We start from the raw sequence: 25,340 nt of genomic DNA on the forward strand, positions 1-25,340 counted from the left end.
TTGTGATCAATATTACTTTTTTAGGTGATAGCTGTCATATATATCGGTCTATTGATAAGGTATCTTTACTCAAAATTCAAGCATTTAAAGCAATAACAAACATCTAATACTTTCTGGTGAAAGCAGAATAAAAGTTGTACTGCTTGTTTATTATGGGAGGAAAAGGAATTATCCGATTTTGATGGGGAGGAATTTGACCAATTCAAACGAACTCTCATTACCCTGCAAGGGCGATACTTAAAACACTCGTTGCTGCTGCACTAATTAAGAACAGGGTTATGCGGCGCTGCCAAAAGAAAGTGTGGAAAGATACAGGGGAGATTATTTATTAATACTGTTTTATTATAATTGAAAAGTTACCTAAATAAAAATTAAAAAATAATTAATTATGGAAACGCATTATTACAATGTTGAAGTAAAATGGGATACCGGCCGCAAAGGAATCATGTGTTCCCCCGAATTAAATAAGGAAAAAGGAATTTGAATTGAGGTTGCAACACCTCCGGAATTTCCGAAAGGAATACCCGGTATATGGTCGCCTGAACATTTATTGACAGCTGCGGTAAGCAGTTGTTTTATGACTACTTTTTTATCTGTGGCAGAAAATTCTAAATTGCTTTTTTCAAGTTTCAGTTGTAAATCAAAAGGAAAACTCGAACAGATTGAGGGGAAGTTCATAATAAGTGAAATTATCCTCGAACCCATAGTTACTATAACAGATGAAAAAGACCGTGAAAGGGCTGGGAAGGTTTTACAAAAATCAGAAACTGCCTGTCTAATTTCAAATTCTGTAAAATCAAAAGTGATAATGAATCCAACAGTAAAAATAAATAACTAAAATAAAATATCAGCTCAAAATCTCATATTGTCATTCTGGGCTTCAATTTTGTGGCAGTAACTATTGCCAGATACTTTCAAGCAGCAGTTCGGGAAAGCAAACATTACCTATCCAGGTTTTGGCAGACACCACCCTATCGGCCTGTAATTTTAACTTGAATTAAAAATATAAAATCCCAGTCTTTAAGATAATACTGCCAAACAGAGTCAACTATTTATAACACTTATAAACAAAAAATTGCAACAAATTATTATACAATCATTACTTATATTTGAACTGTGAAAAAAAACTTGTCCATATTATTTTTATCTGTTTACCTACTGTCAATAACACAGCTAACCGAACTTATAAAGCTGCCTATAATGGTAGAACATTATGTGGAACATAAGGAACAAAATCCTAATTTAACTTTTTTTCAATTTTTATGCATTCACTATCAGGGACCAGATGTATTTGATGCTGATTATGATAAGGATATGAAATTACCCTTTAAATCACACACCAATATCAGTTCTGTTGTATTTTATCCGTTGATACAAGAATATGAAGCAATACAAAAAGTGAATATTACGTATAAAAAACAAAATTTATATACGTATTCTTTTTCCTACTGCTCTATTTCTCTTTCCTCTATCTGGCAGCCGCCCAGAGACTGTTAATCGTTTTCTATAGTTTATAAATTTCCGCAATATAATTGCGTGTGTTTTGCTATGCCTTATTTTTTATAACTACGATTAATAAAACAAACTTATGCTTACTAAAATAATTGAGTTTTCCGTGAGGAATAAACTCATCGTAGGGCTTTTTATAATTGCCCTGATTGGCTATGGCTCATACCAGGCCACTCACCTGCCTATTGATGCTGTTCCGGATATTACAAACAACCAGGTACAAATTATAACCATAGCCCCTTCATTTGGAGCCACTGATATTGAGCGCCTGGTCACTTTTCCTATAGAACAGGCCAATAGCAATATCTCCGGTATGAAAGAGATTCGCAGCTTTTCCAGATTTGGATTGTCTCTGGTCACTATCGTTTTTGATGACGATGTTGATGTGTACTGGGCAAGACAACAAGTTGCCGAACGGTTACAGCAAGTACAAAATGAGATTCCGCAAAGTATTGGTACGCCTACATTAGGGCCAATATCTACAGGACTTGGCGAAATTTACCAATATGTGGTTAAACCCAAAAAAGGCTATGAACAAAAATTCAATGTAACTGACTTAAGAACGATTCAGGACTGGATTGTAAGGCGACAACTTCTGGGCGTTAAAGGCGTTGCCGAAGTGAGTAGTTTTGGTGGTAAACTCAAACAATATGAAATCAGTATTAATCCTGATAAGCTAAATGCTTACGGGATTACCATTAATGATGTTTTTGCAGCGGTTCAGGACAATAATCAAAACACAGGTGGTTCGTATATAGAAAAAGGACCAACGGTACTTTATATTCGCAGCGAAGGACTTATTGGCACTATTGCCGACATAGAGAATATCGCCATTGTCAATAAAAACAGTGACACTCCGTTGTTTATAAGAGATGTAGCTCAGGTAAAAACCGGTTTTGCCACACGTTACGGGGCAATGTGTTATAACGATCAAGGCGAAGTTTCCGGAGCGATTGTCATGATGCTTAAAGGGGCCAATAGTAGTGAGGTGATTAAAAATGTAAAAGAAAAAATTACCCAAATACAAAAAACACTTCCTGGGGGCGTTGAAATTGAACCTTTTCTGGACCGAACAAAAATGGTCAATAATGCCATTGGTACAGTCGAGAAAAACTTACTCGAAGGAGCTTTAATTGTAGTGTTTGTTTTGGTAATGTTTCTGGGGAATTTCAGGGCAGGTTTACTCGTCGCATCGGTAATTCCTCTGGCCATGCTCTTTGCTATTTGCATGATGAATCTCTTTGGGGTAAGCGGAAATTTAATGAGTCTTGGAGCGCTGGATTTCGGATTAATTGTAGACGGTGCGGTCATAATTGTTGAAGCTATTATGCATCATCTCGCCAGTAATACTAAATATAAGGAACATGCTTCTCTTACTGCTGATCAAATGGATAAAACCGTTACAAGTTCGGCCAGTAAAATGATGAACAGTGCGGTATTTGGCCAAATCATCATATTGATTGTTTACTTACCCATTTTTACGCTGCAGGGTATCGAAGGTAAAATGTTTAAACCTATGGCACAAACAGTTGCCTTTGCTTTGCTGGGCGCTTTTATTTTGTCCCTGACTTATATTCCGATGATGAGCGCTTTTTTTCTAAGTAAAAAAACAAAACATAAAGAAAATCTTTCGGACCGGGTAATGAAACGCCTTGAAAACAGCTATCAAAATACACTAAAAAAGATACTTCGTTTTCCTAAAGCTGTTTTAGGTTCTGTCTTACTGCTTTTTGTGCTGGCTCTTATAACGCTTACTACCTTGGGAGGCGAATTTATACCCGCTCTTGAAGAAGGTGATTTTGCAGTAGACACGCGAGTGCTTACCGGCAGTAACTTAAATACCACTATAGAAAGCACCCAGAAAGCGGCGCATATACTCAAGAGCCAATTTCCAGAAGTATTAAAAGTGGTAACCAAAATAGGCAGCGGGGAAGTTCCTACAGATCCAATGCCAATGGAAGCCAGTGATATGATGGTGATTTTAAAAGATAAAAAAGAATGGACTTCTGCTAAAACTTTTAATGAATTATCTGCAAAGATGAGTAAAGCCCTGGAAGATGTTCCCGGAATTACAACAGGATTTCAATTCCCGGTACAAATGCGTTTTAATGAACTCATGACAGGAGCCCGACAAGATGTTGTGCTTAAAATATTTGGAGAAAACCTCGATACATTAGCCCTGACGGCAAACAAACTGGGCAAAATTATTAGCAAGGTAGACGGCACTGCCAATTTATTTATAGAACCCGTTGGCGGTATGCCACAAGTAATCATATCGTATAACCGACCTGCGATTGCTCAACATCATTTATCAATAGCTGATATTAACAAAGTGATCAATACCGCTTTTGCAGGACAAAGCACGGGCTTAGTGTTTGAACAGGAAAAAAGATTTGATTTGGTGGTGCGCCTGAACGCTAATGAAAGAAAAGATATCGAAGATATTCGAAATTTGCTTATTCCCACATCAAATGGTAGTCAGATTCCTTTATCGCAACTCGCTGCTGTAGAAATTAAAAACGGTCCTAACCAAATACAGCGTGAGGACACAAAACGTAGAATTGTTGTAGGCTTTAACGTAAAAGGCAGAGATGTACAAAGTATTGTAAATGAATTACAGGCCAAAGTAGATAAGGAACTAAAATTGCCTACAGGATATTATGTTACTTATGGTGGTGCATTCGAGAACTTAAATCAGGCAAAAGACCGCCTTATGATTGCCGTTCCTGTTTCGCTGGTACTTATTTTTATTTTACTCTTTTTTGCGTTCAATTCCGTTAAGCACGGATTGCTTATTTATACGGCAATTCCGCTATCTGCAATTGGAGGAATATTTTTTCTGGCCTTGCGTGGTATGCCTTTTAGTATTAGTGCCGGTGTAGGTTTTATAGCTTTGTTTGGAGTAGCCGTTTTAAACGGAATTGTACTAATCGCTGAATTTAACCGACTTAAAAATAACGGAATGAAAAATCTCGCCCAAATTGTTTTAATAGGAACAAAATCAAGACTTCGTCCTGTATTAATGACCGCTTTTGTAGCTTCTTTGGGTTTTTTGCCAATGGCTTTAAGCAACGGCGCAGGTGCCGAGGTACAACGTCCTCTGGCAACAGTAGTAATAGGTGGCTTGCTAGTGGCTACCTTTTTGACCTTATTTGTATTGCCTCTGCTCTACATCTTGTTTGAAAAAGGCTTTAAAATAAAAAGTTTAACTCAAAAAGCAACGTTTGTACTGGTTTTCTTTTCTGTTTTTTCAGCTGCAAATGCACAGGAAAAAATAAGTCTTGAAACGGCATTAAAAATGGTAACCGAGAAAAACTATAGTATAAAAAACGAAAAGCTTAGAACGGCTTATGCGCAGGCGCTCATTAAATCAGGAGCCGATATTCCTAAAACAATTGTTTTTGCTGAAGCAGGAAAAATAAACAGTGCTTATGATGATACCCGCTTTGGGATTTCCCAAACTATTGCCTTCCCTACTATATATAAAAAACAAAAACAGCTGTTATCAGAACAATGGAAAACTTCGGCATTAAATACTTCATTAAAAGAGCAGGAAATAAAAAAGGCCGTAACACAAGTTTTTTATACCTTTCTATATTATAAAGAAAAAGAAAAACTTCTGCAACAAGCAGATACCCTTTTCAATGATTTTTATGACAAAGCAAACCTTCGATTGCAAAAAGGAGAAAGCAATATTCTGGAAAAAACCACTGCCGAAAACCAAAGGGCTGCCATTGCTATACAATTGATGCAGCTAGAGCAAGAGATGCAGACCACCTTATTAGAGCTTCAGGTGCTTTTGAATTCAGAAATTCCTCTTATTCCTTTAGAAAAAAGCTATAAATATCCTATTGTTCCCATGAATAATGGAATTGAGAATAATATCCTCTTAAAACTCTCGCAGCAACAAAAAAATAATGCTGCTGCACAAACGCAATTAGAAAAGTCAAAATATTTGCCGGATCTCACTATTGGCTACTTTAACAATAGTTTTAAAGGCACGGGGCCAGATAATAACTATTATTACGGAAGTAACCGCTTTAGCTCTGTACAGGCAGGACTGGGAATACCCCTTTTTGCAGGAAGCCAAAGTGCCAAAATAGAAGCCTCTAAGGTTGGGGAAAGTATTGCAGAAAATGAATATCAAATACAATTGCAGCTTTTACAAAATCAGTATAAACAATTAATGGCTGCTCATAAAAGCAATACCGAAATAACACAATATTTTGAAGATGCAGGTATAAAAAATGCTACGCTGATTAAAGAAACAGCGAATAAACAATTTAGTAACGGTGAAATTAATTTCTTAGATTTTGTCATGGTAATCAATCAGGCCATTATCATACAGAGCAATTATTTAGAAGCTGTAAGAGCACTAAACCAGAGCAGTATCGAACTTAACTTTATCACTTCAAATTAACAATTAAATGAAAAATATATCCTTGTTTATAAGCATGCTTTTTATACTAAATGCTTGTAAAAACACAACCGAAGAACAGACCGTAACAGAAAAACCTGTGAACGAAAATAGTGTAATACTTACTGATGCGCAATTCAAAAATGCAAGTATCGCAACTGCCCAATTAACACAGAAAAATATTGCCACGGTTATAAAATTAAACGGAAAAATAGATGTTCCGCCACAAAATTTAGTATCTGTAAATGCTCCGCTTGGAGGATATTTGATAAACAGCAAACTCTTACCGGGAATGCAGATAAAAAAAGGGGAAGTCATTGCTACTTTGCAAGATCAGCAATATGTTCAGTTACAGCAAGATTATCTGATGGCAAAATCTAAACTGCATTTTGCTGAGATGGAATTCACACGTCAAAAAGATCTTAATCAATCTAAAGCCAGTAGCGATAAAACAACTCAATTAGCAGAATCTGAAGCAAGCAGCCTTCGTATAACAGTAAACGCTTTATCAGAAAAACTCAAACTGATTAATATCAATCCGAATTATTTGTCAGCCAATAAAATTTCTAAAAGTATCAGCATTTTGAGTACTATAACGGGGTTTGTAAGCAAGGTCAATATTAATATAGGCAAATATATCGCTCCGGGTGAAGTAATGTTTGAACTTATAGATCCAAGTGATATTCACTTAAACCTTAATGTTTATGATACTAATATTGCGCAGCTTGCAATAGGACAAAAAGTAATTGCCTACAGTAATGCAGCGCCCAATAAAAAGTACGAATGCAAAATCATACTTATCAACAAAGACATTAACTCTAACGGAAACACAGAGGTACATTGCCATTTTGTAAAGTATGATAAATACCTTTTACCCGGTATGTACATGAATGCCGAAATAGAAACAACATCGGGCTTAGCCAATGCATTGCCTGAATTAAGTATTGTGACCTTTGAGAGTAAAGACTATGTTTTTACCCAAACCGGAAAACAACAATATGAAATGACAGAAGTTACCGTGGGAGCCAAAGAAAACGTCTATTTGGAGATTTTAAACCCTGAAAGGTTGAAAAATAAAAAAATTGTTACCAATGGAGCTTACACCCTACTTATGAAAATGAAAAATAAAGAAGAATAAAAATTAATAATTTAAAACAAAACATTATGAACGGAGCACATTATCACTTAGTATTGAACCACTTGCCTATTATCATACCCATTGTAGGTTTATTAGTACTCATTGGCGGATTTATAGTAAAATCTGAAATTGTAAAAAGAACGGCTTACTGTATTTTTATACTGGGAGCAATAACGGCATTTTCGGCAATAGCAACAGGCGATGGCGCCGAGGACGTGGTAAAGCAAATTGAAGGAATCACTAAAAGTTTAATCCATGAACATGAAGAAAAAGCAGAAGTATTTGCTCTATTATCCTATGTATTGGGCATCGGTTCGATAGTTGCTTTATGGAGCAATTGGAAAAAGAAATCCTATGCTACTTATATTGCTTTAGCTATAATGGTGTACTGTATGGCAGTTTTATACTTTGGTCAGCAAACAGGCACTACAGGCGGAGAAATCAGACATTCTGAAATCAGGTAATAAACTTTGATCCTTTCATTAAAACAGCTGTTTAAAACAGTTTTAATCCACAGTGGTCTCAAAAATTTCTGCTGTGGATATCGTTAATGAAAACAACTTTAAAAAGTTTCATTGAAACACTAACCAAAATTTGTATTCTAAAATTTAGAATCATTCTACAGGTTTTAATCCATTCTTTTACAACGGGTTGATGTAATTTTATAATATAAAAAAATATTTTAAATATGGGTATAATTAGAGATGATAGAAATCTCCACATTATTCTAAAAAAGGTTGACCTAGATATACATAGGCTTAATGATCAAAAAATAAAAGCCTTTATTGAATTTTTAGGATTGAAAGACCGTGAGGATATCCCTAAGAATTTTCTTGATTGGGAAAATATACTTGTTGTGGTGCCAAATCGCGAAATGTTAAATGAGATTAAGAAATATAAGGATTCAATATCACGAATTTCATTTGTTACAAACACAAATGCAAAGCAGATTCATATTTATGATATGAATGACTGGAAAATTGCTACACAAAACAAAACACCGTTACAAATAAGACAGTTTCTAAAAACTAATTTTGGAGGCGTTCCAAAAACCTCTGAAGATCCGGATTGGATTAAACTACTATAAATTAAAATTATGCACGTTGAAAACCATTATATCAATAGAAGCGGATGGCTCAGGGCAGCTGTTCTGGGGGCAAACGACGGAATTTTATCTACTACCAGTTTAGCCATTGGTGTGGCAGCAGCAAGTGTTACAAGAGAGCCCATTTTACTGGCTGCCGTAGCAGGTTTAGTAGCAGGTGCGCTTTCTATGGCAGCAGGTGAATATGTATCGGTAAGTTCCCAGTCTGATGTAGAAACTGCAGATTTGAAAAGAGAAAAAATCGCTCTTGAAACCTTACCTGAAGAGGAACTGGAAGAATTAACCGATATTTATATTCAAAGAGGATTAAATAAAGAACTGGCTAGACAAGTTGCTGTCAAATTAACGGCTCATGATGCGCTTGAAGCCCATGCGCGGGATGAACTCGGAATTAATGAAATCACACAGGCAAATCCTCTGACAGCAGCTTTTGCATCGGCCATATCCTTCATTATTGGAGGACTCTTACCGCTTTTAGTGGCTATTTTTGCTCCCATAAAACAAATGGTATTTTATCAATATGGTTTTTCAATACTATTTTTAGCATTATCCGGAATATTAGCAGCTAAAGCAGGCGGATCACATACTTTAAAAGCGGTATTACGTATCTGCATTTGGGGTACTTTTGCAATGGCAATGTCGGCCTTGGTCGGTTATATTTTTGGTGTTCAGACTGCTTAAAAAAACAGCTTTTTATTTGGTTTAAAATTTAACCGAATCTTAAGCATTTAAAAAAAATAAAATACCCGACAATTCGTTATTTCGTATATATCTAAAAACAAACTGCAAAATGAAACTAATTATATTATTCCTGCTATTAACAGTGCTCCCCATTAACTGGGAACCTGACTTTTATAATGCCAAAAAAGTGGCAAAGGAAAAGCACGAATTAATTCTACTCAACTTCTCCGGTTCAGATTGGTGTGGGCCTTGTATCGTGACACGCAGAGACTATCTGGAAAGTCAAACATTCACCCAAATGGCCAATGAAGATCTGGTACTCGTTAATGCTGATTTTCCAAGGAAAAAGAAAAACATTGGAACTCCCCAGCAAGTAAAGCGAAATGAAGATTTAGCCGAAATTTACAATAAAGAAGGAAGTTTCCCTCTAACCCTGCTTCTTGATGCTGATGGTAAAGTACTAAAAACCTGGCACGGAAAACCTGAAACTACGCCTGAGCAGTGGACTGCCGAAATAAAAGCAATCTGTGATAGCAAAAAGTAACATACTGAAAAAACAGAAGTACTCGCAATCCCTTAAACTCATGGGGAACAACTTTACTATTACTGTTGTGGCAGAAAATGAGCATATTGGAAATAAGAGTATAAACCTTGCTATTGAAGAAATCAGACGCATCGAAAAACTTTTGACTACTTATAAAGAGGACAGCCAAACCAACCTGATTAACGAAAATGCGGGAATTAAACCTGTAAAAGTAGATCCTGAAGTTTTTCATCTTATCGAAAGATGCATTGGAATTTCTAAAATTACGCAAGGTGCCTTTGATATTTCTTATGGAAGTATCGACAAAAGTCTATGGAATTTTGACAAAACAATGACTGAATTACCAGATGCCGAAACGGCACTCAAAATGGTGCATCTTATTGATTACAGAAATATCATTTTAGACCCGGAAAACACGACCGTATTTTTAAAAGAAAAAGGAATGCGAATTGGTTTTGGTGGTATCGGAAAGGGATATGCTGCTGAAATGGCAAAACAAATACTTTTAAATCATAATGTTGAGAGCGGAATTATTAATGCCAGCGGAGATCTTTCGGCCTGGGGATTACAGCCCGACGGTAGAAAATGGACCATTGGCGTAGTAGATCCTGACGCTCCAAATGCAGCATTCTCTTATATGGAAATTTCCAATAAAGCGGTGGCAACATCCGGGAATTATGAAAAGTTCGTAACTATTAACGGCAAAAAATATTCGCATACCATTGACCCAAAAACAGGACTTCCGATAACCGGAATTAAAAGTGTGACCATTATTAGCGGAAACGCAGAATTTGCAGATGCAATGGCAACACCAATAGCCGTTATGGGTATTAAAGCAGGCTTGTTTTTAATAGATCAAATAGCAGATCTATATTGTATTATCATTGACGACAACAACAAAATTTACACTTCAAAAAACATTAACCTGAAATGAAAAAGCCAAAACAAAAAGCGCTCGTACTATTCTGCAGCATTGCTTTTACGGGCATTCTACTCACCTCCTGCACATCGGTAAAAGAATACCAAAAAGGCAAAATCAACGATTCTGAAATGGTCCTTTCTAATAGAAAAATCGAAAAAACAGAACTCAGTTTTCAATCCTACCGTGAAGGAGCTTCCGGAGCAAATTCAGGAAAAAGCGGCGGTGGCTGTGGTTGCAACTAATTTTCATACTAGTATAAAATGAAAAGAATATTCATTACAGGATTTGCCTTATTGGCATTATTTCAGGTGAGAGCACAAAATGTTCCTACAGATTCTACAAACTATAAAAGCAAAAAATTAAAAATTGAAGAGGTAAACTTAGTTTCCAGTTACTATAAGCAAAACGGAGACAATTCAGCCGTTACAGGCGGAATTGGTTCTGAACATCTTACCGATATTGCCAATACCATTGATGTAAAGTTGGTAAAATACGGAGAAACCGGAATCAAACATACCTTCGATATCGAAGCCGGAATTGATCATTATACCTCGGCATCATCAGATATGATTGATTTGAGTGCCAATTCATCTGCATCATCTTCAGACAATCGTTTCTATCCGTCTTTATCTTATCTTAGAGAAAATGAAGCAACAGGAAGAACAATTGGTCTGGGAGTTTCATCATCTACTGAATTTGACTACCAGTCTTTTGGAGGAAACATTAGTTTCTCACAAAAAACGAAAGACAGAAACGGAGAATTTACGGCAAAATTCCAAACCTTTATAGATCAGTTAAAACTAATTGAACCTGTTGAACTTCGTACTTCGGGAGGAGAAGGGTATGGCAGCGCCAACCGAAATACTTTTGCAGGAACTCTGAGTTATTCTCAGGTTGTAAACAAAAACCTTCAGGTCATGCTTGTAGGTGATGTTATCAGCCAAAACGGATATTTAAGCCTTCCGTTTCACAGGGTTTATTTTGCAGACGGATCTGTTCATCAGGAAAAAATGCCCGATACAAGGTTAAAAATACCGCTGGGAATCAGAGCAAGTTATTTCTTAGGTGACAATGTAATTATCAGGGCTTATTACAGGTATTATAGTGACGATTGGAGCTTAAAAGCACATACCGCTGATCTTGAAATCCCTGTAAAATTAACCCAGGCATTTTCAGTGAGTCCGTTTTACAGGTATTATACCCAAACCGGAACGAAGTATTTCAAACCGTACGGAGAACATACGGCAGCCGATGAATACTACACCAGCAACTATGATTTGTCAAAATTTGACAGCAGTTTCTTTGGAATGGGAATGAAATTTACTCCCCTTAACGGAATTTTTGGTCTTAAACACTGGAATACCTTAGAGATACGCTATGGACATTATACAAGGACTACTAATATGACATCTGATATTATAAGTATCAACATTAAATACAAATAGTTAAAAACTTAATTCAAATTAGATTCATTAAAAAACCACCAAAGTCGTTTGACGATGGTGGTTTATAATTTTAGATAATCAGTGCTCTTTTGTTTAGGAATCATTTTATTCAGAAATTGAACAAACTTTCAAAAATAACTGTGGTAATTTTGATCTATAAGGAAATTGGAAGGGATACCTTTCTTGCCATAAAAAACTAAGGCGATTTTAATGCTACTCTCATATAAAAAAAATAAAGTTAGATACAAATTTACATCAATCCCCAACAGGACATCCAAACCAAATTGCTCAAGCCACTGAAAGTCGTAGTAAGTCAATCTCTTCAAATCCTCCATAAAGTGGTGTGAAATCTGTCTTTCCTGGGTCACCACACTGCCAAAAGGCGCCAATTGAAGACAATTGACGCCTTTTTTTATTATACTTTACTAATTTATTAGTCTAAAGAGCCGCAGTATGCTATATTTTATTGCATAAGTATAAAAAGTTGCGTTTTAGTAGAGCTGAAAGGCAGGTTCCAATGTTTAGATTCTTCATATATATTTTTGCTGGAAGTAATAATATCTTTGAGAGAATTGCGGCATATGGTATTAAAACAAAATTGAGTATTTACTAAAAATAGAACAATTGGCTTCCAATATGCAGTCCTCCAAAGACAAAATAGGGCTCTCCAGCAGCCCTAGCTCCGATTGCTTCGCCAGTTCGCTGACGCTCGGGTGGAACGTATAGCGGGAAGAGCTCCAAAAAAAAAATAATAAACCTAAAAACTAATATTAAACCCAAAAAGTAATATTATATACAATTGACGATGCTGACCACTCCAAATTAAATTCCGACAGCAGCTCTTAACACCTGATTAACTCAATACCCCATTATTCAGGCCTTGTAGAACTCCGCCCTGCTTTCGTAGAATCAAAAAAAGAAATTAGCAATACGCCTTATTTCAACTGTTTTAATGCATCTACCAGTTTATATTTCTCCCGCATATAGTCTTCTTCCAATGAGTCAATGGTAAACTGCAGAGATGGGTCATACTGTTTAATACCACCTGCAAATTCTTTAGTAAATTTCACTTTTTCCTTTAATAGGTCAAGCTGCTGCTGGGCCTCTTCAATGCAGGTATTCATGTACTGGCGCTCATCCTGCGGATGAGATTCTACTTGCTCTCTCCGCTGCTCAATAATCAGCTGTGCCGATTTAATTATACTGTCTGATTCCCTGTTTAATAAGAGCCACTTTCTAAGCAGATTATCATTGATACCAGACATTTCAGCTGTATCTATCTCCATACCATTTTCATTGGAATCTCCTGAGTCCTTCTTCTGGCAGCAATATAGCAGTATAATAATAACAGCTAGTATGTAGAACTTTGTTTTCATAGTATTACTTTTTAATTTTTTCTGCGTGTATTATTGTAAAGCTGATTGCCGGCTAGTCTAATTCATTAATTTAAAAAAAAGGAAATCTCTATATACTTATTTTCTGTTTCGCAGCCATTGATCTACAGGTTCAAGAACGGCATTTACAATCGCAACTAAGAGTGTACACACTAATGCCTCTATAAAATATCCCGAAGCGGCAATACACCCAATAGCAGCACTGCACCAAATAGTGGCCGCAGAGTTTAAACCATGTACATTTGGTCCTTGTCTAAAAATAACTCCGGCTCCCAGAAAGCCAACTCCCATAACGACCTGGGCAGTAATTCGGGTAACATCAATATTTGAATCTGCTGCTGACACTTTTATAGACAATAAAACAAAAGCAGCAGCTCCGGCTGCTACAAGCATATTTGTAGTAAGCCCCGTTTCTTTATGGTGCCATTGTCTTTCAAAACCAATAATTAATCCCGCTATTAAGGCCTCTATTAATCGAAATAAAAATTCTGTTGTAGTCAAAACTATGTATTTTTTAATGATTAGAACTTTACTCTTTTCATCTATTGAACAGTTTTTCTTTTGCTTTTTTTCTGGTTTTCAGTTCTTTATCTTTTTTCTCTGCTAAAGAAATATCTTCAACTACCGGCATATTCTCCGGCAAAATATTTCCCGTATCTTCCAGTGCTTTACGAACTTTTAATCCCACAGCAAAGTGAATACTATTGGCATCAACAATATCATGTACATTATCATTTTTAAGCTTCTCTGTGGTTTGTGTAACACGAAATAAATTGGCTGCTAATTCATCACTGTCCATATGATCCAGAATATTTTCATTAGGATCAAGATGTCTGATCTCACGGATCGCTTTTGCATCTAATCCTCCGTAAAGTCCTCTATAGCCATGGTTCTGAAAAAAGGCATAATCTGCAGGTTTTGTTATGCCCGCTTTTTGGGCTGCTCCGGCAAGCTGAAGATTTCTTTTAGAGAGTTCCTCACGAAGAAAAAGCCTTCTGTCCTTTACTATTTTTAAATTTTTATGCTTCTTTTGATGACTCAGTTCTTGCAAACGAGTCTGCGTAGCAAAATAGGCTTGTGCCAAAGCAACGGGTTTCAAATTTGAATCTCCATTTTGAACTGCCAGATAACAGCCATAACGCGATAGTTTTATATCACCATTGTTTATTTGTAAATCATCACCCACTGATTTTATCGTACCAACATCTTTAAAATGTAGACCTGTTTCCTGACCTGCATTAATACAAACTGCTTTTGCCTTATCAATCACCTTCAAAAACAAACTGTATTTAGAATAATCCAGCAATTTAGCAAGTTCCATGGCGCTCCAATATTCATTACCCGTTTTATCTTTTTTTCTAAGTTTTTCAAAAACAGATATATTGTTCTCTTGTGATTTTTTTGTTTTCATGTTGTCCTTTTTTCAATTATAAAACTTCTAAAACCTAATTTTTCAGAATATGATATTCATCTTGATTCTTTGTCATATATAATCTTATGTAACAAATTTCATTTATTGTTTAGTAATGTGAAATGATCTGCATCACATATTAGAAAGTCGTTAACCTCTAAAAAAACGTATTAAATGATTACCATCATTTCTAATAATTATGCATCAACTTATCTTTATTAGGAAAATTAAAGCCATAAATACCAGATTTTAAAAGCAATGAAAATGGAAAAGTATATCTTAAAATTTAATCAGATAGGGATTAATGATATTAGTAAAGTAGGTGGCAAAAATGCTTCATTGGGCGAAATGTATAATAATCTTATTGTTCAGGGAATAAGGATTCCAAATGGTTTTGCCATTACAACAGCTGCTTATAAAGACTTTATAAATTATAATAAGTTAAGCGCTCCATTAGATGAACTTATGAAACTTCTGGATAAGAAAGATTTTACCAACTTAAATGAAATTGGTTCAAAAGCCCGAAAGTTATTACTCGATGCAAAATTCCCGCTGGATCTTCAAACTGCAATCTCAGCCGCTTACATAAACTTATCTAAAGATAGTGATCTCACTGTTGCGGTAAGAAGCAGTGCTACAGCCGAGGATCTGGCCAATGCGAGTTTTGCAGGACAGCACGATTCTTTTTTAAATATAAAAGGAACCATGCCTCTTATATATGCCGTTAAATGCTGTTTTGCATCACTTTATACAGACAGAGCGATCAAATACAGACAGGATAAGGGTTTTGATCATGACAAAGTATTTCTTTCTGTAGGGATTCAGCAAATGGTTCGTTCAGATTTAGCCTGTTCTGGAATAGGTTTTACACTTGAACCCGAGTCAGGATTTCGGGATTTGATTCATATTGCAGGTACCTGGGGTTTGGGCGAAACAATTGTTCAGGGAACTGTAACTCCGGATGAATTTCTTGTATTTAAAACTTCTCTTAAAAACAATAAAAAAGCCATTCTGCAAAAAAATCTAGGGACAAAAACAAAAATGCTTATTTATAATGAAAATTCAGCCGGTATCAATTCGACTGTTCTAAAAGTAACTCCCAGAAAATGGTGCAGTAAATTTGTCCTTCAGGATACTGAAATTGAAAAACTGGCCAGATGGGCACTTATTATAGAATCTCATTATAATAAACCAATGGATTTTGAATGGGCCAAGGATGGTATGAATGGTGAGATGTATATCATTCAGGCCAGACCTGAAACTGTTCATTCTTTAATAAAACCCTTATCGATCACTTCTTATAGATTAGAAAAAAAAGGAGAAGAAATCATAACCGGTGAAGCCATAGGAAATGCGATCACAAGTGGTATAGCCAAAATATTGCGCGCTCCAACTGAGGCCACACAATTGCAAGAAGGAGATATTCTTATCACTAATTTTACAAGTCCGGACTGGGATCCCATTCTTAAAAAAGTAGTCGGAATTGTCACAAATAAAGGAGGAAGAACAAGTCACGCTTCTATAGTAGCACGTGAACTTGGAACTCCTGCTGTAGTAGGAACAGAGAATGCCACCGAAGTAATTAAAGATGGTGATGTAATTACAATAAGCTGTGCTGAGGGAAAAACAGGATATGTATATAAAGATAAATTGAAATATGTTCAAACAACCACAGCGCTTGATGAAATTAAACTGCCTGGAAAACCAAAAGTCCAGCTTATAGTTTCTGAACCCGGGAAAGCTTTTGAACTTTCATTTTATCCTAATGATGGCGTGGGATTACTTCGTATTGAGTTTATTATAACTCATAATGTTAAGGTACATCCCATGGCGCTCATTCATCCCGAAAAAGTAACTGATGCAGCTCAAAGCACAGCGATTAATAAACTCACGGAAAATCATGACAGCAAAGCAGATTACCTCATCGAAAAACTATCACAGGGTGTGGCAACAATAGCCGCCGCTTTTTATCCTAAAGAAGTTATTGTGAGAATGAGCGACTTTAAAAGCAATGAATATTCAGGTCTTCTGGGAGGGTCATTTTTTGAACCTCAAGAAGAAAACCCAATGCTGGGTTTTCGGGGTGCTTCCCGTTATTATCATGAAAAATATCGTGAAGGATTCAGACTTGAATGCCAGGCTATGAAAGTGGTTCGGGATGATATGGGCCTAACCAATGTAAAACTCATGATCCCGTTTTGCCGTACTCCTGAAGAAGGAAAAAAAGTCATTGCTATAATGGAACAATACGGTTTAAAACAGCATGAAAACGGACTTGAAATATATGTCATGGCAGAAATACCATCAAATGTTTTACTGGCAGAAGAATTTTCGGAAATTTTCGATGGTTTTTCCATAGGTTCAAATGATCTTACGCAACTCACATTAGGTATCGATCGTGATTCTGAATTAATTGCCGATCTCTTTGATGAAGAGAACAAAGCTTCTAAAAAGCTTATTCTTCAAATGATACAAACCGCTAATAAAATGAATCGAAAAATTGGGCTTTGCGGACAGGCACCAAGCGATTCGGCAGAATTTACAAAGTTTTTGGTCATGGCGGGAATCAACAGTATTTCATTTAATGCTGATGCATTGGTAAATGGTATTAAAAATATAAACTCAGTTTTAAAAAATGATATTACGGAACAGAAAAATGCATATACCTCTTAGAACATGATTTTACAAACAAACCAATATTTCTTTAGCAAAAATTAAGTCTCTAATAAATTGGTTATCAAAAACATTTTGCGACATTTGTCAGACCAAAAACCGATTGCGACATGAAAAATCAAGCGCTTTTAAATGCAATTATTGATAACGCAATCGATGGTATCATTACAATAAACGAAAAGGGAATTGTAGAATCTATAAATCCTTCAGCCTGCCGGCTTTTTTTATATGATCCAGAAGAAGTTATTGGAAAAAACATTTCTTTTTTAATGCCTTCTCCTGACCGGGAAAAGCATGATTCTTATTTAGAGAATTACAAAACTTCGGGAATTCCGCATATTATCGGCCATGACAGGGACGTTTTAGGACGAAAGAAAGACGGTAATATATTCCCGTTCCGACTTGGAGTGAGTGAAGTTAAATTTGAAGGAGAAAGAATTTTCGCTGGTTTTATTCATGATATGAGCCATCAAAAAGAAGCGGAAAACAGGCTCATGCAATATACACAGCATTTAGAGGAACTGGTAAAAGACCGCACCGCTACCCTAAACGAAACTATTGATGCCTTAACTCAGACAAAAGAAGAAGTCAGCACTACATTAGAAAAAGAAAAAGAACTTCACAAAATTAAAAGCCGTCTTTTATCCATGGCTTCCCATGAATTTAGAACGCCACTCAGTACCATTCAGCTTTCTACCTCCTTAATTCAGCGTTATGCTGAAAGTGGAAATAATTCAAAGATTGATGCTCACATAATCAAAATAAAAAGTGCAATAGCAAATCTTACCGGAATACTGGATGATTTCCTGCTTCTTGAAAAAGCGGAATCAAATAAAATTACACTGCAAATATCCTGTTTTGACCTTCAGGATTTTATAAAGGAAATTATTGGAGAATTAAAACTGCTGACCAAAAAAAGACAGAGAATTGTAAGTATTCCGAACGCAGAGGTCACTTTAGTAAAATTAGACAAAAACCTGCTCAAAAACTGCATTATCAATCTGGTTTCTAATGCTATTAAATATTCTGGTGAAGAAACTGAAATTGAACTTTCCACAGCAATGACGTCCAGCACTATAATTATAAATATCAAAGATAATGGCATTGGTATACCTGAGGAAGATCATGAACATCTATTTGAAGCTTTCTTTAGGGCTCACAACACCGGAAACATACCGGGAACCGGTCTTGGACTACACATTGTTTCAAGATATGTGTCACTGATGAATGGTGCAATTTCTTTTGAAAGTGCAATTAATAAAGGAACTTTATTTACTATTGAACTACCGCGTTTATGACTAAAATACTTATTATTGAAGATAACGACAACATTAGAGAAAATGTTGTTGAAATACTGGAACTCTCCGGATATGAAGTTTTTGAAGCGAACAATGGGAAAACCGGGGTTGAAATTGCGCTTAAAATGAAACCAGACATTGTACTGTGCGATATTATGATGCCCGAACTTGACGGGTATGGCGTGCTGCATATTCTCCAAAAGAATCCTGAAACACAGACAATCCCCATTATATTTTTAACTGCCAAAGCAGAAAGAGTTGATATAAGAAAAGGAATGGAATTAGGTGTTGACGATTACCTTACTAAACCTTTTGATGATTTGGAACTGCTTCGCGCTATTGAAGCCAGACTAAAAAAAAGAGAATCACAACAGTTGTTTTACGGACAAACTCCTGAAAACCTCAACTCTCTTATTTCAAAAGAAGACGGACTCTTAAAACTCAAAGAAATCATGCTGGAGCGCAGCACCAGATCTTATAAAAAAAATCAGTATATTCATTATGAGGGCGATCACGTAATAGGCATTTACTACATCATAAGTGGAAAAGTTAAGACCGTAAAACTTACAGAAGACGGTCGTGAGCTTATCACAGGCGTTTACAAAGAGAATGATTATCTGGATATCAGTATTTTATTTTCTAATGATACGTATAACGATACTACTATTGCTCTGGAAGATACTATTTTGAGTTTTCTGCCAACAGAACAACTCGATAAACTTCTTTTTCTTTATCCGGATGTAGGGGCAAAATTCATTAAAATTCTCGCTAATGATATGAGAGAAAAAGAGGTTCGTCTCCTGCAGATAGCTTATATGTCGGTGCGAAAAAGAATTGCCCAGGGCATTGTGCACTTATTGCTGCAGCATAGTGCTGACGGATCGAGTATCAAATTCAGCAGGGATGATCTCGCCGCTTTTTCCGGAACTTCTCCAGAAACAGTGAGCCGTACTTTAAGTGACTTTAAAGAAGAGGGACTAATTGAGAAAACAGCCAGTACCATTCACGTACTTAACTTAGATAAACTCAGTAAAATAAAGAACTAATCTTTCATTATGATGAAGATCATTTTCTTAAGTGATTTTCATCATCCCTTATCTGGACAATCTGCTATAATTTTGGTTGAACAATCCTATACTTTTTAAGTAATCGGGATCAACTACTAAATTATGAATGTAATTAAGCACTCAGGGCATGTTGTTCCTTTCGACGTAGAAAAATTAAGGCTTTCTCTTCAAAAATCCGGTGCTACCCCTGCCCTTATTGAGGAATCACTTGCTCAAATACAGAACCAAATGTATGAGGGCATAACGACCAAACAAATCTATAAAATGGCATTTGCTATTTTAAAAAAAGCCTCGAACGGCCATGCTGCACGCTATAATTTACGTTCTGCCTTACAAATGCTTGGTCCGGCCGGGTTTTTCTTTGAAAAATTTATTGCACGATTATATACTGCCGAAGGTTTTAAAACCAGAACCAACTTAACGCTGCAGGGAAAATGTGTATCGCATGAAGTAGATGTAATGCTAAAAAAAGAGAATCTAATTTCTATGATTGAATGTAAGTTTCACAGCAGCAGAGAAGGTTCTTCAGATGTAAAAGTTCCCATGTACATTCTTTCTCGTTTTAATGATCTTAAAGTGAAACAACATACCCTTTTTTCAAACCATGAAACTATTAATTCCTGTATTATAGTGACCAATAACCGATTTACCAAGGATGCTGAAAGTTTTGCAAACTGCAGCGGAATTTCTCTTTTGAGCTGGGATTATCCTCAAAAAAACAATATTAAGGATAAAATAGATAAAGGAGCGCTCTACCCTATTACCTGCCTCACTACTTTATCAATGGTAGAAAAAGAAAAATTGCTAATTCTGGATCAAATACTGGTAAAAGATCTTACTGATGATTCTAATAATCTTCATAAAATTGGACTTAGTGACAACCGGGTTCGAAATGTATTGAAAGAAGCTTCACAAATTTGTAAACTTATCTAAAATGAAAATAAAATTTATAGGAGGTTCGGGAACCGTAACAGGCTCAAAAACACTCATAGAAAGCAATGGCATTAGAATATTGGTTGACTGCGGGCTCTTTCAGGGGCTCAAAGTACTCAGGGAACTCAATTGGGAACCATTGCCTATTTTGCCCTCTACAATAGATTATGTGCTGCTAACACATGGACATCTGGATCATTGCGGCTGGCTGCCCAGACTGGTCGCTCAGGGATTTAGGGGAAAAATATATTGCACCGGTCCAACTAAAGCTGTGGCAAAACTTGTTCTTTTAGACAGTGCCAAAATTCAGGAAGAAGAAGCCCATAAAGCCAACAATGAACATTATTCTAAACATGAAAAAGCAGAACCTCTCTATACGGTAGCTCAGGCCGAAGCTGTTTTTCCGTTTTTTAAAGTCATACAGCCCAATATATCTGTAGTAATAGCCAATGATATTGCTGCCGTTTTTTCAACTGCAGGACATATTATAGGCGCCTGCAGTATTACGCTGACTCTCGAAAACAAAACTTTAGTTTTTTCCGGTGATATAGGTCGTGATGATGATGTATTAATGTTTGCTCCAACAAAACCTCTAAAAGCAGATTATATCTTCCTTGAAAGCACCTACGGGAATCGTCTTCATCCTGATCTTGACGTAAAAAAAGAACTTGAGGCCTATATCAATACTACGATCGAACAAAAAGGAACTGTAATTATTCCAGGGTTTGCCGTTGAAAGAGCGCAATCGATAATGTATCTTTTATGGCAGCTTAAAACACAAGGCAGAATTCCAAATGTTCCCTATATTCTTGACACTCCTATGGGCGCCAGTGTACTTGATGTTTTTCTGGAAAATATGCAGTGGCATAAACTCTCTGCTAATGACTGTCATGAAATGTTCAAAATGTTCAGAATCGTTTCTGAATTCGAACAAACCCTGCGCATTATTGAAGATCCTCAGCCAAAAGTAATTATTGCGGCAAGCGGTATGGTTACCGGCGGCCGCGTATTATCTTATTTTGAAAAATACATAGGTCTTGAAAAAACGACTGTTATAATTGTAGGCTATCAGGCAGAAGGTACCCGAGGAAGAAAGCTCTTAGAAGGAGCTAATGAAATTAAAATATATGGAAAATATTACACGGTTGAGGCCAAAATACATCAAATAGAAGGGCTCTCTGCCCATGGTGACCAGCAAGATTTAGTCAATTGGCTTTCTGCCCTTCAAAATGTTCCAAAATGCATCTATTTAGTACATGGCGAAAACCTTCCAGCAGATGAATTGCGCACCAAAATTCAGGATCGATATGGGTATAAATGCAGTGTTCCGCTCATGGGAAGTGAAATAGAAATTTAAATTCTCCTTATCTTCTTCTAAAATATTTTACAACTTCAAACCATAATACTGCTATTGAACCAACCAAAATGCAAAGAATTGATTGATAAAATGTTATTAATTCAAAACTAAAAAGGGAACGTAAAAATGGTATTGCAAATAGTGACAGAACCAAAAATACGGTTAGTGCAATAATAATCGATACCAGGATATTTTTATATCGAAGCGTTACCCATAGCGAATAATAAAAAGAGCGATTAACAAGTGTCAGCAAAACATTCGAAGTTATTAGAGTCAAAAAAACCATACTTCGTGTTCTGTTTTCCTCCAATTGATTTTGAACTGACCACTGATATACAAACAACAAACCAAAGGTTATGACAATCCCCTGAACAATGCTGATTACAAGTTCTTTTGCATTAAAAAATGTTGATGTCAGCGGTCTTGGCCCCCTCTGCATCGTATCTGCTTCTGCAGGTTCATTTTCATAAATTATAGAACAGGTTGGTCCCATTATAAGTTCGAGCAGAATTACATGCAGCGGGCTGAATATATTGGGATAAATCCATCCTAAGGCAAGGGGCAGGAAAACAATAAATATTATAGGAATATGTATGGATATAATATACTGAATCGCCTTTTTTAGGTTCGTATAAATCTTTCTTCCCATAGCAACAGCATCAACCATTTTAGAAAGATCGTCTTCTACGAGAATAAGTGAAGCCGCATCTTTTGCTATCGAAGTACCTTTTTTACCCATTGCAATACCAATGTGCGCTGCCTTGAGCGAAGGTCCGTCATTAACTCCGTCTCCTGTCATGGCTACAATCTGCCCATTTGCTTTCAACGCATTTACAATTCGTAGTTTGGCTTCTGGAAACATTCGGCTAAATACATTAATGTGCATTACTTTAGTCTGCAGTTCAGTATCGCTTAACTTCATGAGTTGGTCTCCTGTAATAGATTTATCAAATCCCTGAAAACCAATTTCCTGAGCAATGGCATTTGTAGTTCGGGCGTTATCCCCAGTAATAATCTTTACTCCTATTCCGGCGGTGTAAAATGATTTTAAAACTTCAGAAATATTCTGCTTTGGAGGATCATAAAAAGCAACCAATCCTTTAAATGTAAATGGAATTTCCTGCTGCATTTCCGGATAATTATTCCCTTGCAGATTTCCCGTCGCAACACCAAGGACCCTATACCCTTTCTCTGTTAATTTATTCATGGCAGCCGTTACCGTTTCTTTTTCTTCAGCCCCAAGATGGCAAACTTCTAAAATAGCTTCCGGTGCTCCTTTTGCAGCAATAATTCGATGGTCAAATTCATCTTCAAACACATGGGTCATCATAGGGGGTTTGCCCGATAAAGGGTATTCATGAATCATTTTAAAAAGGATTCTTATATCCTTATCGGTATATTTCTTATAGGTATCATGAAGGGCAATTTCCATGGGATCAAAAGCAATTGGCTCGCTTGCCCACATAGCGGTTGTAAGGAGTTCTTCTGTTTCTTTAAATTCTCTAAAAGTATCTGTCGCTACCTCTGGGCCCGAAGGCAGGTAAAGCCTTGCCAGTTCCATCTTATTCTGGGTAATTGTACCTGTTTTATCCGTACAAATTACTGTCGCGCTGCCTAATGTCTCAACAGTTTTCATTTGTTTCACGACAATCCCCATCTTCATAAGCCGGCGGGCTCCCAATGCCATAAATGTGGTAAAGGCAACAGGAATCTCTTCGGGTAAAATACTCATGGCAAGAGTGAGCGCCATCAAAAGACTTTCCAAAACATTCCCTACTCTTGAATAATTGATTCCCCAAACCAAAACAAAAACCAATGCTCCGGCAAAAACCATTTTTTTAATAAAATTCCCAATCTGGAGTTCTAATGGAGTTTTCTCCTCCCCAATAGCATCAAGACTGCTGCCTATTTTTCCTAATCGTGTTTCATTTCCAATGGCAATAATTTTAACGATAGCCAATCCGCTGACAACGGTAGTTCCAGAAAAAACCTTATTATCTTCTTTGTCTTTGTTTTTAAAAACTGTCATAGACTCACCGGTAAGTATGGATTCATTTACCGAAAAATCATTTGAACTCATAATAGAACCATCAGCCGGAACCAAGCTGCCTTCTTCTATAATCACCAGATCGCCAACCACAATATCCTGAGTTTTGATATTTTGCTGCTGTCCTTGACGAATAACTTTACACAAAGGCTGTGTAAATTCTTGTAGTTTTGCCAGCGCATTGCGGCTTCTTTTTTCCTGATAGAGTGAAATGGCTACAATTAATAAAATCGAAACCGAAAGAAAAATCGCATCACTGTATTGCTTATTGATAAAGTAGATGCCCGAGGCAATGAGCAATAAAAGAACCATTGGTTCTGCAAAAATACTTTTTAGAAAAGCTAAAAATCTGTTTTCTTTCTTGTAATTATAAGTATTGATTCCAAATTTTCTTCTCAAATCGATTACTTCTTCAAAACTTAATCCTTTTAATTCTTGTTGGTTTGTGCTCATAGAATATTTAGATAAATTAGTTTACAGTACGATCTCTTAAAAGTACTAAATAGTTTTTTAGATTGTTACGCTACACTAACTGATGGAAAGATGTGCAGTCTTACCTTTAAAGCATTTAGAACCAGACAATGATCTTTGCAAAGAAAAAAAAGCTTCAGAGTCTTATTAATCTGATTACTTTCTAAAATAGCTACTTTGGGTCTAATGACAATATCTGTTATTTCTGAAAATTCATCTGATATCAGCACAGAGGCGCGGGCTGTACAGTTAAAACTTTTAAATTTAATTCCTTTATTTTTTGCTGTTCTGCAAAATGCGTTCATATAGGAACTTTCTATAGAAGCAATAAACAAATGTTCTGCCGACCAAACATCATCATGGAGATTTTTTAAACATGAATGAGATGCTACTTCTATAGCATGGCTAAAAATCACCGAAGTTATTCGTGCGTTTTGATTCTCTTGCCAAGACAAATCTACCTGATATTCTTGTGAAGTCTCCATATAAACTTTTTTTAATAAAACATCTAGAGTGCTTTTCCTGAGTTAAAATATTTCTCTTCTGACATAAACTAAATTAATCCATTAAGATTTGATAAGAAATGATTTTCATCACATCAGATTAATTATATTATAAAACCAGCTGTATTAAAAAAATTGGTCTGTCAAATCAGAGCAATAGTTCTTTTTAATGAAGAGTTTTTAAATTGATTTCTTTCTCAAACACCAATAAAAACAATTAAAATCAATTGCATCGAAAACAAAAAGTATCAAAGATCATTTTTATCAATGATTAAGATCATTTTCAATTTTTAATATTTAATGGAATTTTACCTAACAAATTTAAAGTTCCTGGTAATGCATTTTATCAGATCATAATATTAAGAAAGGCATTATAAGAGTACTACACTAAAGCAAAACCTCATCTTAAGAACTATAATAACTAA

The 25,340-nt window shown here is 36.0% G+C and carries 21 protein-coding genes; 16 read left to right on the forward strand and 5 right to left on the reverse strand.

Going from position 1 to position 25,340, the window contains the following annotated elements; translation table 11 throughout:
* Window positions 1–529: 529 nt before the first annotated feature.
* The 11 genes from ACQKCJ_RS13520 to ACQKCJ_RS13570 all read left to right on the forward strand — a co-directional run bounded on the left by ACQKCJ_RS13520 (window position 530) and on the right by ACQKCJ_RS13570 (window position 11,761).
* Window positions 530–838, forward strand: a complete 309-nt coding sequence (locus tag ACQKCJ_RS13520) for an OsmC family protein (RefSeq protein WP_427402218.1) — start codon at window positions 530–532, stop codon at window positions 836–838.
* 362 nt (window positions 839–1,200) lie between these two features.
* Window positions 1,201–1,497 (forward strand): hypothetical protein, encoded by a 297-nt coding sequence (locus tag ACQKCJ_RS13525; RefSeq protein ID WP_427402181.1) that lies wholly within the window; start codon window positions 1,201–1,203, stop codon window positions 1,495–1,497.
* A gap of 91 nt (window positions 1,498–1,588) precedes the next feature.
* Window positions 1,589–5,929 (forward strand): CusA/CzcA family heavy metal efflux RND transporter, encoded by a 4,341-nt coding sequence (locus tag ACQKCJ_RS13530; protein WP_427402182.1) that lies wholly within the window; start codon window positions 1,589–1,591, stop codon window positions 5,927–5,929.
* 7 nt (window positions 5,930–5,936) lie between these two features.
* Window positions 5,937–7,064 (forward strand): efflux RND transporter periplasmic adaptor subunit, encoded by a 1,128-nt coding sequence (locus ACQKCJ_RS13535; protein WP_427402183.1) that lies wholly within the window; start codon window positions 5,937–5,939, stop codon window positions 7,062–7,064.
* A 26-nt stretch (window positions 7,065–7,090) separates the two neighbouring features.
* The gene (locus ACQKCJ_RS13540; protein WP_427402184.1) at window positions 7,091–7,528 is read left to right on the forward strand and encodes a hypothetical protein; all 438 of its coding nucleotides are present in this window, start codon (window positions 7,091–7,093) and stop codon (window positions 7,526–7,528) included.
* Window positions 7,529–7,752: 224 nt separating this feature from the next.
* Window positions 7,753–8,151, forward strand: coding sequence for a hypothetical protein (locus ACQKCJ_RS13545; protein WP_427402185.1), 399 nt, complete (start codon window positions 7,753–7,755; stop codon window positions 8,149–8,151).
* A gap of 9 nt (window positions 8,152–8,160) precedes the next feature.
* A complete protein-coding gene (locus ACQKCJ_RS13550; RefSeq protein WP_427402186.1) occupies window positions 8,161–8,850 on the forward strand; it encodes a VIT1/CCC1 transporter family protein in 690 nt (229 codons plus the stop codon).
* A 109-nt stretch (window positions 8,851–8,959) separates the two neighbouring features.
* Window positions 8,960–9,394, forward strand: a complete 435-nt coding sequence (locus ACQKCJ_RS13555; RefSeq protein WP_427402187.1) for a thioredoxin family protein — start codon at window positions 8,960–8,962, stop codon at window positions 9,392–9,394.
* A 40-nt stretch (window positions 9,395–9,434) separates the two neighbouring features.
* Entirely contained in the window at window positions 9,435–10,328 is an 894-nt protein-coding gene (locus tag ACQKCJ_RS13560; protein WP_249965695.1) for an FAD:protein FMN transferase, read from the forward strand.
* Complete coding sequence (locus ACQKCJ_RS13565; protein WP_072965097.1) at window positions 10,325–10,558, forward strand: DUF4266 domain-containing protein; 234 nt, start codon at window positions 10,325–10,327, stop codon at window positions 10,556–10,558. The genes ACQKCJ_RS13560 and ACQKCJ_RS13565 overlap by 4 nt, the downstream gene beginning before the upstream one ends.
* A gap of 18 nt (window positions 10,559–10,576) precedes the next feature.
* Entirely contained in the window at window positions 10,577–11,761 is a 1,185-nt protein-coding gene (locus ACQKCJ_RS13570; RefSeq protein ID WP_427402188.1) for a DUF3570 domain-containing protein, read from the forward strand.
* Window positions 11,762–12,696: 935 nt separating this feature from the next.
* On the opposite strand, the gene ACQKCJ_RS13575 is transcribed toward ACQKCJ_RS13570, so the two are convergent.
* From ACQKCJ_RS13575 to dinD, 3 genes are all read right to left on the reverse strand, one after another.
* Window positions 12,697–13,137 (reverse strand): hypothetical protein, encoded by a 441-nt coding sequence (locus ACQKCJ_RS13575; RefSeq protein ID WP_249965697.1) that lies wholly within the window; start codon window positions 13,135–13,137, stop codon window positions 12,697–12,699.
* Between the two features lie 96 nt (window positions 13,138–13,233).
* Complete coding sequence (locus tag ACQKCJ_RS13580; RefSeq protein ID WP_427402189.1) at window positions 13,234–13,656, reverse strand: MgtC/SapB family protein; 423 nt, start codon at window positions 13,654–13,656, stop codon at window positions 13,234–13,236.
* A gap of 37 nt (window positions 13,657–13,693) precedes the next feature.
* Window positions 13,694–14,566 carry a DNA damage-inducible protein D gene (gene dinD, locus ACQKCJ_RS13585; protein WP_427402190.1) on the reverse strand — a complete coding sequence of 291 codons (873 nt, stop codon included), beginning with the start codon at window positions 14,564–14,566 and terminating at the stop codon, window positions 13,694–13,696.
* Between the two features lie 264 nt (window positions 14,567–14,830).
* Between dinD and ppsA the strand changes: the two genes are divergently transcribed.
* The 5 genes from ppsA to ACQKCJ_RS13610 all read left to right on the forward strand — a co-directional run bounded on the left by ppsA (window position 14,831) and on the right by ACQKCJ_RS13610 (window position 21,894).
* Window positions 14,831–17,239 carry a phosphoenolpyruvate synthase gene (gene ppsA / locus ACQKCJ_RS13590; protein ID WP_427402191.1) on the forward strand — a complete coding sequence of 803 codons (2,409 nt, stop codon included), beginning with the start codon at window positions 14,831–14,833 and terminating at the stop codon, window positions 17,237–17,239.
* A gap of 110 nt (window positions 17,240–17,349) precedes the next feature.
* Entirely contained in the window at window positions 17,350–18,537 is a 1,188-nt protein-coding gene (locus ACQKCJ_RS13595; protein WP_427402192.1) for a PAS domain-containing sensor histidine kinase, read from the forward strand.
* Complete coding sequence (locus ACQKCJ_RS13600) at window positions 18,534–19,583, forward strand: response regulator (protein ID WP_427402193.1); 1,050 nt, start codon at window positions 18,534–18,536, stop codon at window positions 19,581–19,583. The genes ACQKCJ_RS13595 and ACQKCJ_RS13600 overlap by 4 nt, the downstream gene beginning before the upstream one ends.
* Window positions 19,584–19,706: 123 nt before the next feature.
* Window positions 19,707–20,537 carry a restriction endonuclease gene (locus tag ACQKCJ_RS13605; protein ID WP_427402194.1) on the forward strand — a complete coding sequence of 277 codons (831 nt, stop codon included), beginning with the start codon at window positions 19,707–19,709 and terminating at the stop codon, window positions 20,535–20,537.
* Between the two features lies 1 nt (window position 20,538).
* Window positions 20,539–21,894, forward strand: coding sequence for an MBL fold metallo-hydrolase (locus tag ACQKCJ_RS13610; RefSeq protein ID WP_427402195.1), 1,356 nt, complete (start codon window positions 20,539–20,541; stop codon window positions 21,892–21,894).
* Window positions 21,895–21,901: 7 nt separating this feature from the next.
* On the opposite strand, the gene ACQKCJ_RS13615 is transcribed toward ACQKCJ_RS13610, so the two are convergent.
* A complete protein-coding gene (locus ACQKCJ_RS13615; RefSeq protein WP_427402196.1) occupies window positions 21,902–24,394 on the reverse strand; it encodes a cation-translocating P-type ATPase in 2,493 nt (830 codons plus the stop codon).
* Window positions 24,395–24,459: 65 nt separating this feature from the next.
* Window positions 24,460–24,897 (reverse strand): OsmC family protein, encoded by a 438-nt coding sequence (locus ACQKCJ_RS13620; protein WP_427402197.1) that lies wholly within the window; start codon window positions 24,895–24,897, stop codon window positions 24,460–24,462.
* Between the last annotated feature and the right edge of the window lie 443 nt (window positions 24,898–25,340).

Source organism: Flavobacterium sp. NPDC079362 (genome assembly GCF_050267765.1).
GTDB classification, from domain to species: Bacteria; Bacteroidota; Bacteroidia; order Flavobacteriales; family Flavobacteriaceae; genus Flavobacterium; species Flavobacterium azizsancarii.

Excerpts from the sequence above, each read along its gene's own strand:
- ACQKCJ_RS13600 (WP_427402193.1), top strand. The coding sequence starts at position 18,534 with ATGACTAAAATACTTATTATTGAAGATAACGACAACATTAGAGAAAAT.
- ACQKCJ_RS13525 (WP_427402181.1), top strand. The coding sequence starts at position 1,201 with ATGGTAGAACATTATGTGGAACATAAGGAACAAAATCCTAATTTAACT.
- ACQKCJ_RS13605 (WP_427402194.1), top strand. The coding sequence starts at position 19,707 with ATGAATGTAATTAAGCACTCAGGGCATGTTGTTCCTTTCGACGTAGAA.
- ACQKCJ_RS13550 (WP_427402186.1), top strand. The coding sequence starts at position 8,161 with ATGCACGTTGAAAACCATTATATCAATAGAAGCGGATGGCTCAGGGCA.
- dinD (WP_427402190.1), bottom strand. The coding sequence starts at position 14,566 with ATGAAAACAAAAAAATCACAAGAGAACAATATATCTGTTTTTGAAAAA.
- ACQKCJ_RS13610 (WP_427402195.1), top strand. The coding sequence starts at position 20,539 with ATGAAAATAAAATTTATAGGAGGTTCGGGAACCGTAACAGGCTCAAAA.
- ACQKCJ_RS13545 (WP_427402185.1), top strand. The coding sequence starts at position 7,753 with ATGGGTATAATTAGAGATGATAGAAATCTCCACATTATTCTAAAAAAG.
- ACQKCJ_RS13595 (WP_427402192.1), top strand. The coding sequence starts at position 17,350 with ATGAAAAATCAAGCGCTTTTAAATGCAATTATTGATAACGCAATCGAT.
- ACQKCJ_RS13540 (WP_427402184.1), top strand. The coding sequence starts at position 7,091 with ATGAACGGAGCACATTATCACTTAGTATTGAACCACTTGCCTATTATC.
- ACQKCJ_RS13575 (WP_249965697.1), bottom strand. The coding sequence starts at position 13,137 with ATGAAAACAAAGTTCTACATACTAGCTGTTATTATTATACTGCTATAT.
- ACQKCJ_RS13555 (WP_427402187.1), top strand. The coding sequence starts at position 8,960 with ATGAAACTAATTATATTATTCCTGCTATTAACAGTGCTCCCCATTAAC.
- ppsA (WP_427402191.1), top strand. The coding sequence starts at position 14,831 with ATGGAAAAGTATATCTTAAAATTTAATCAGATAGGGATTAATGATATT.
- ACQKCJ_RS13535 (WP_427402183.1), top strand. The coding sequence starts at position 5,937 with ATGAAAAATATATCCTTGTTTATAAGCATGCTTTTTATACTAAATGCT.
- ACQKCJ_RS13570 (WP_427402188.1), top strand. The coding sequence starts at position 10,577 with ATGAAAAGAATATTCATTACAGGATTTGCCTTATTGGCATTATTTCAG.
- ACQKCJ_RS13615 (WP_427402196.1), bottom strand. The coding sequence starts at position 24,394 with ATGAGCACAAACCAACAAGAATTAAAAGGATTAAGTTTTGAAGAAGTA.
- ACQKCJ_RS13620 (WP_427402197.1), bottom strand. The coding sequence starts at position 24,897 with ATGGAGACTTCACAAGAATATCAGGTAGATTTGTCTTGGCAAGAGAAT.
- ACQKCJ_RS13565 (WP_072965097.1), top strand. The coding sequence starts at position 10,325 with ATGAAAAAGCCAAAACAAAAAGCGCTCGTACTATTCTGCAGCATTGCT.
- ACQKCJ_RS13530 (WP_427402182.1), top strand. The coding sequence starts at position 1,589 with ATGCTTACTAAAATAATTGAGTTTTCCGTGAGGAATAAACTCATCGTA.
- ACQKCJ_RS13560 (WP_249965695.1), top strand. The coding sequence starts at position 9,435 with ATGGGGAACAACTTTACTATTACTGTTGTGGCAGAAAATGAGCATATT.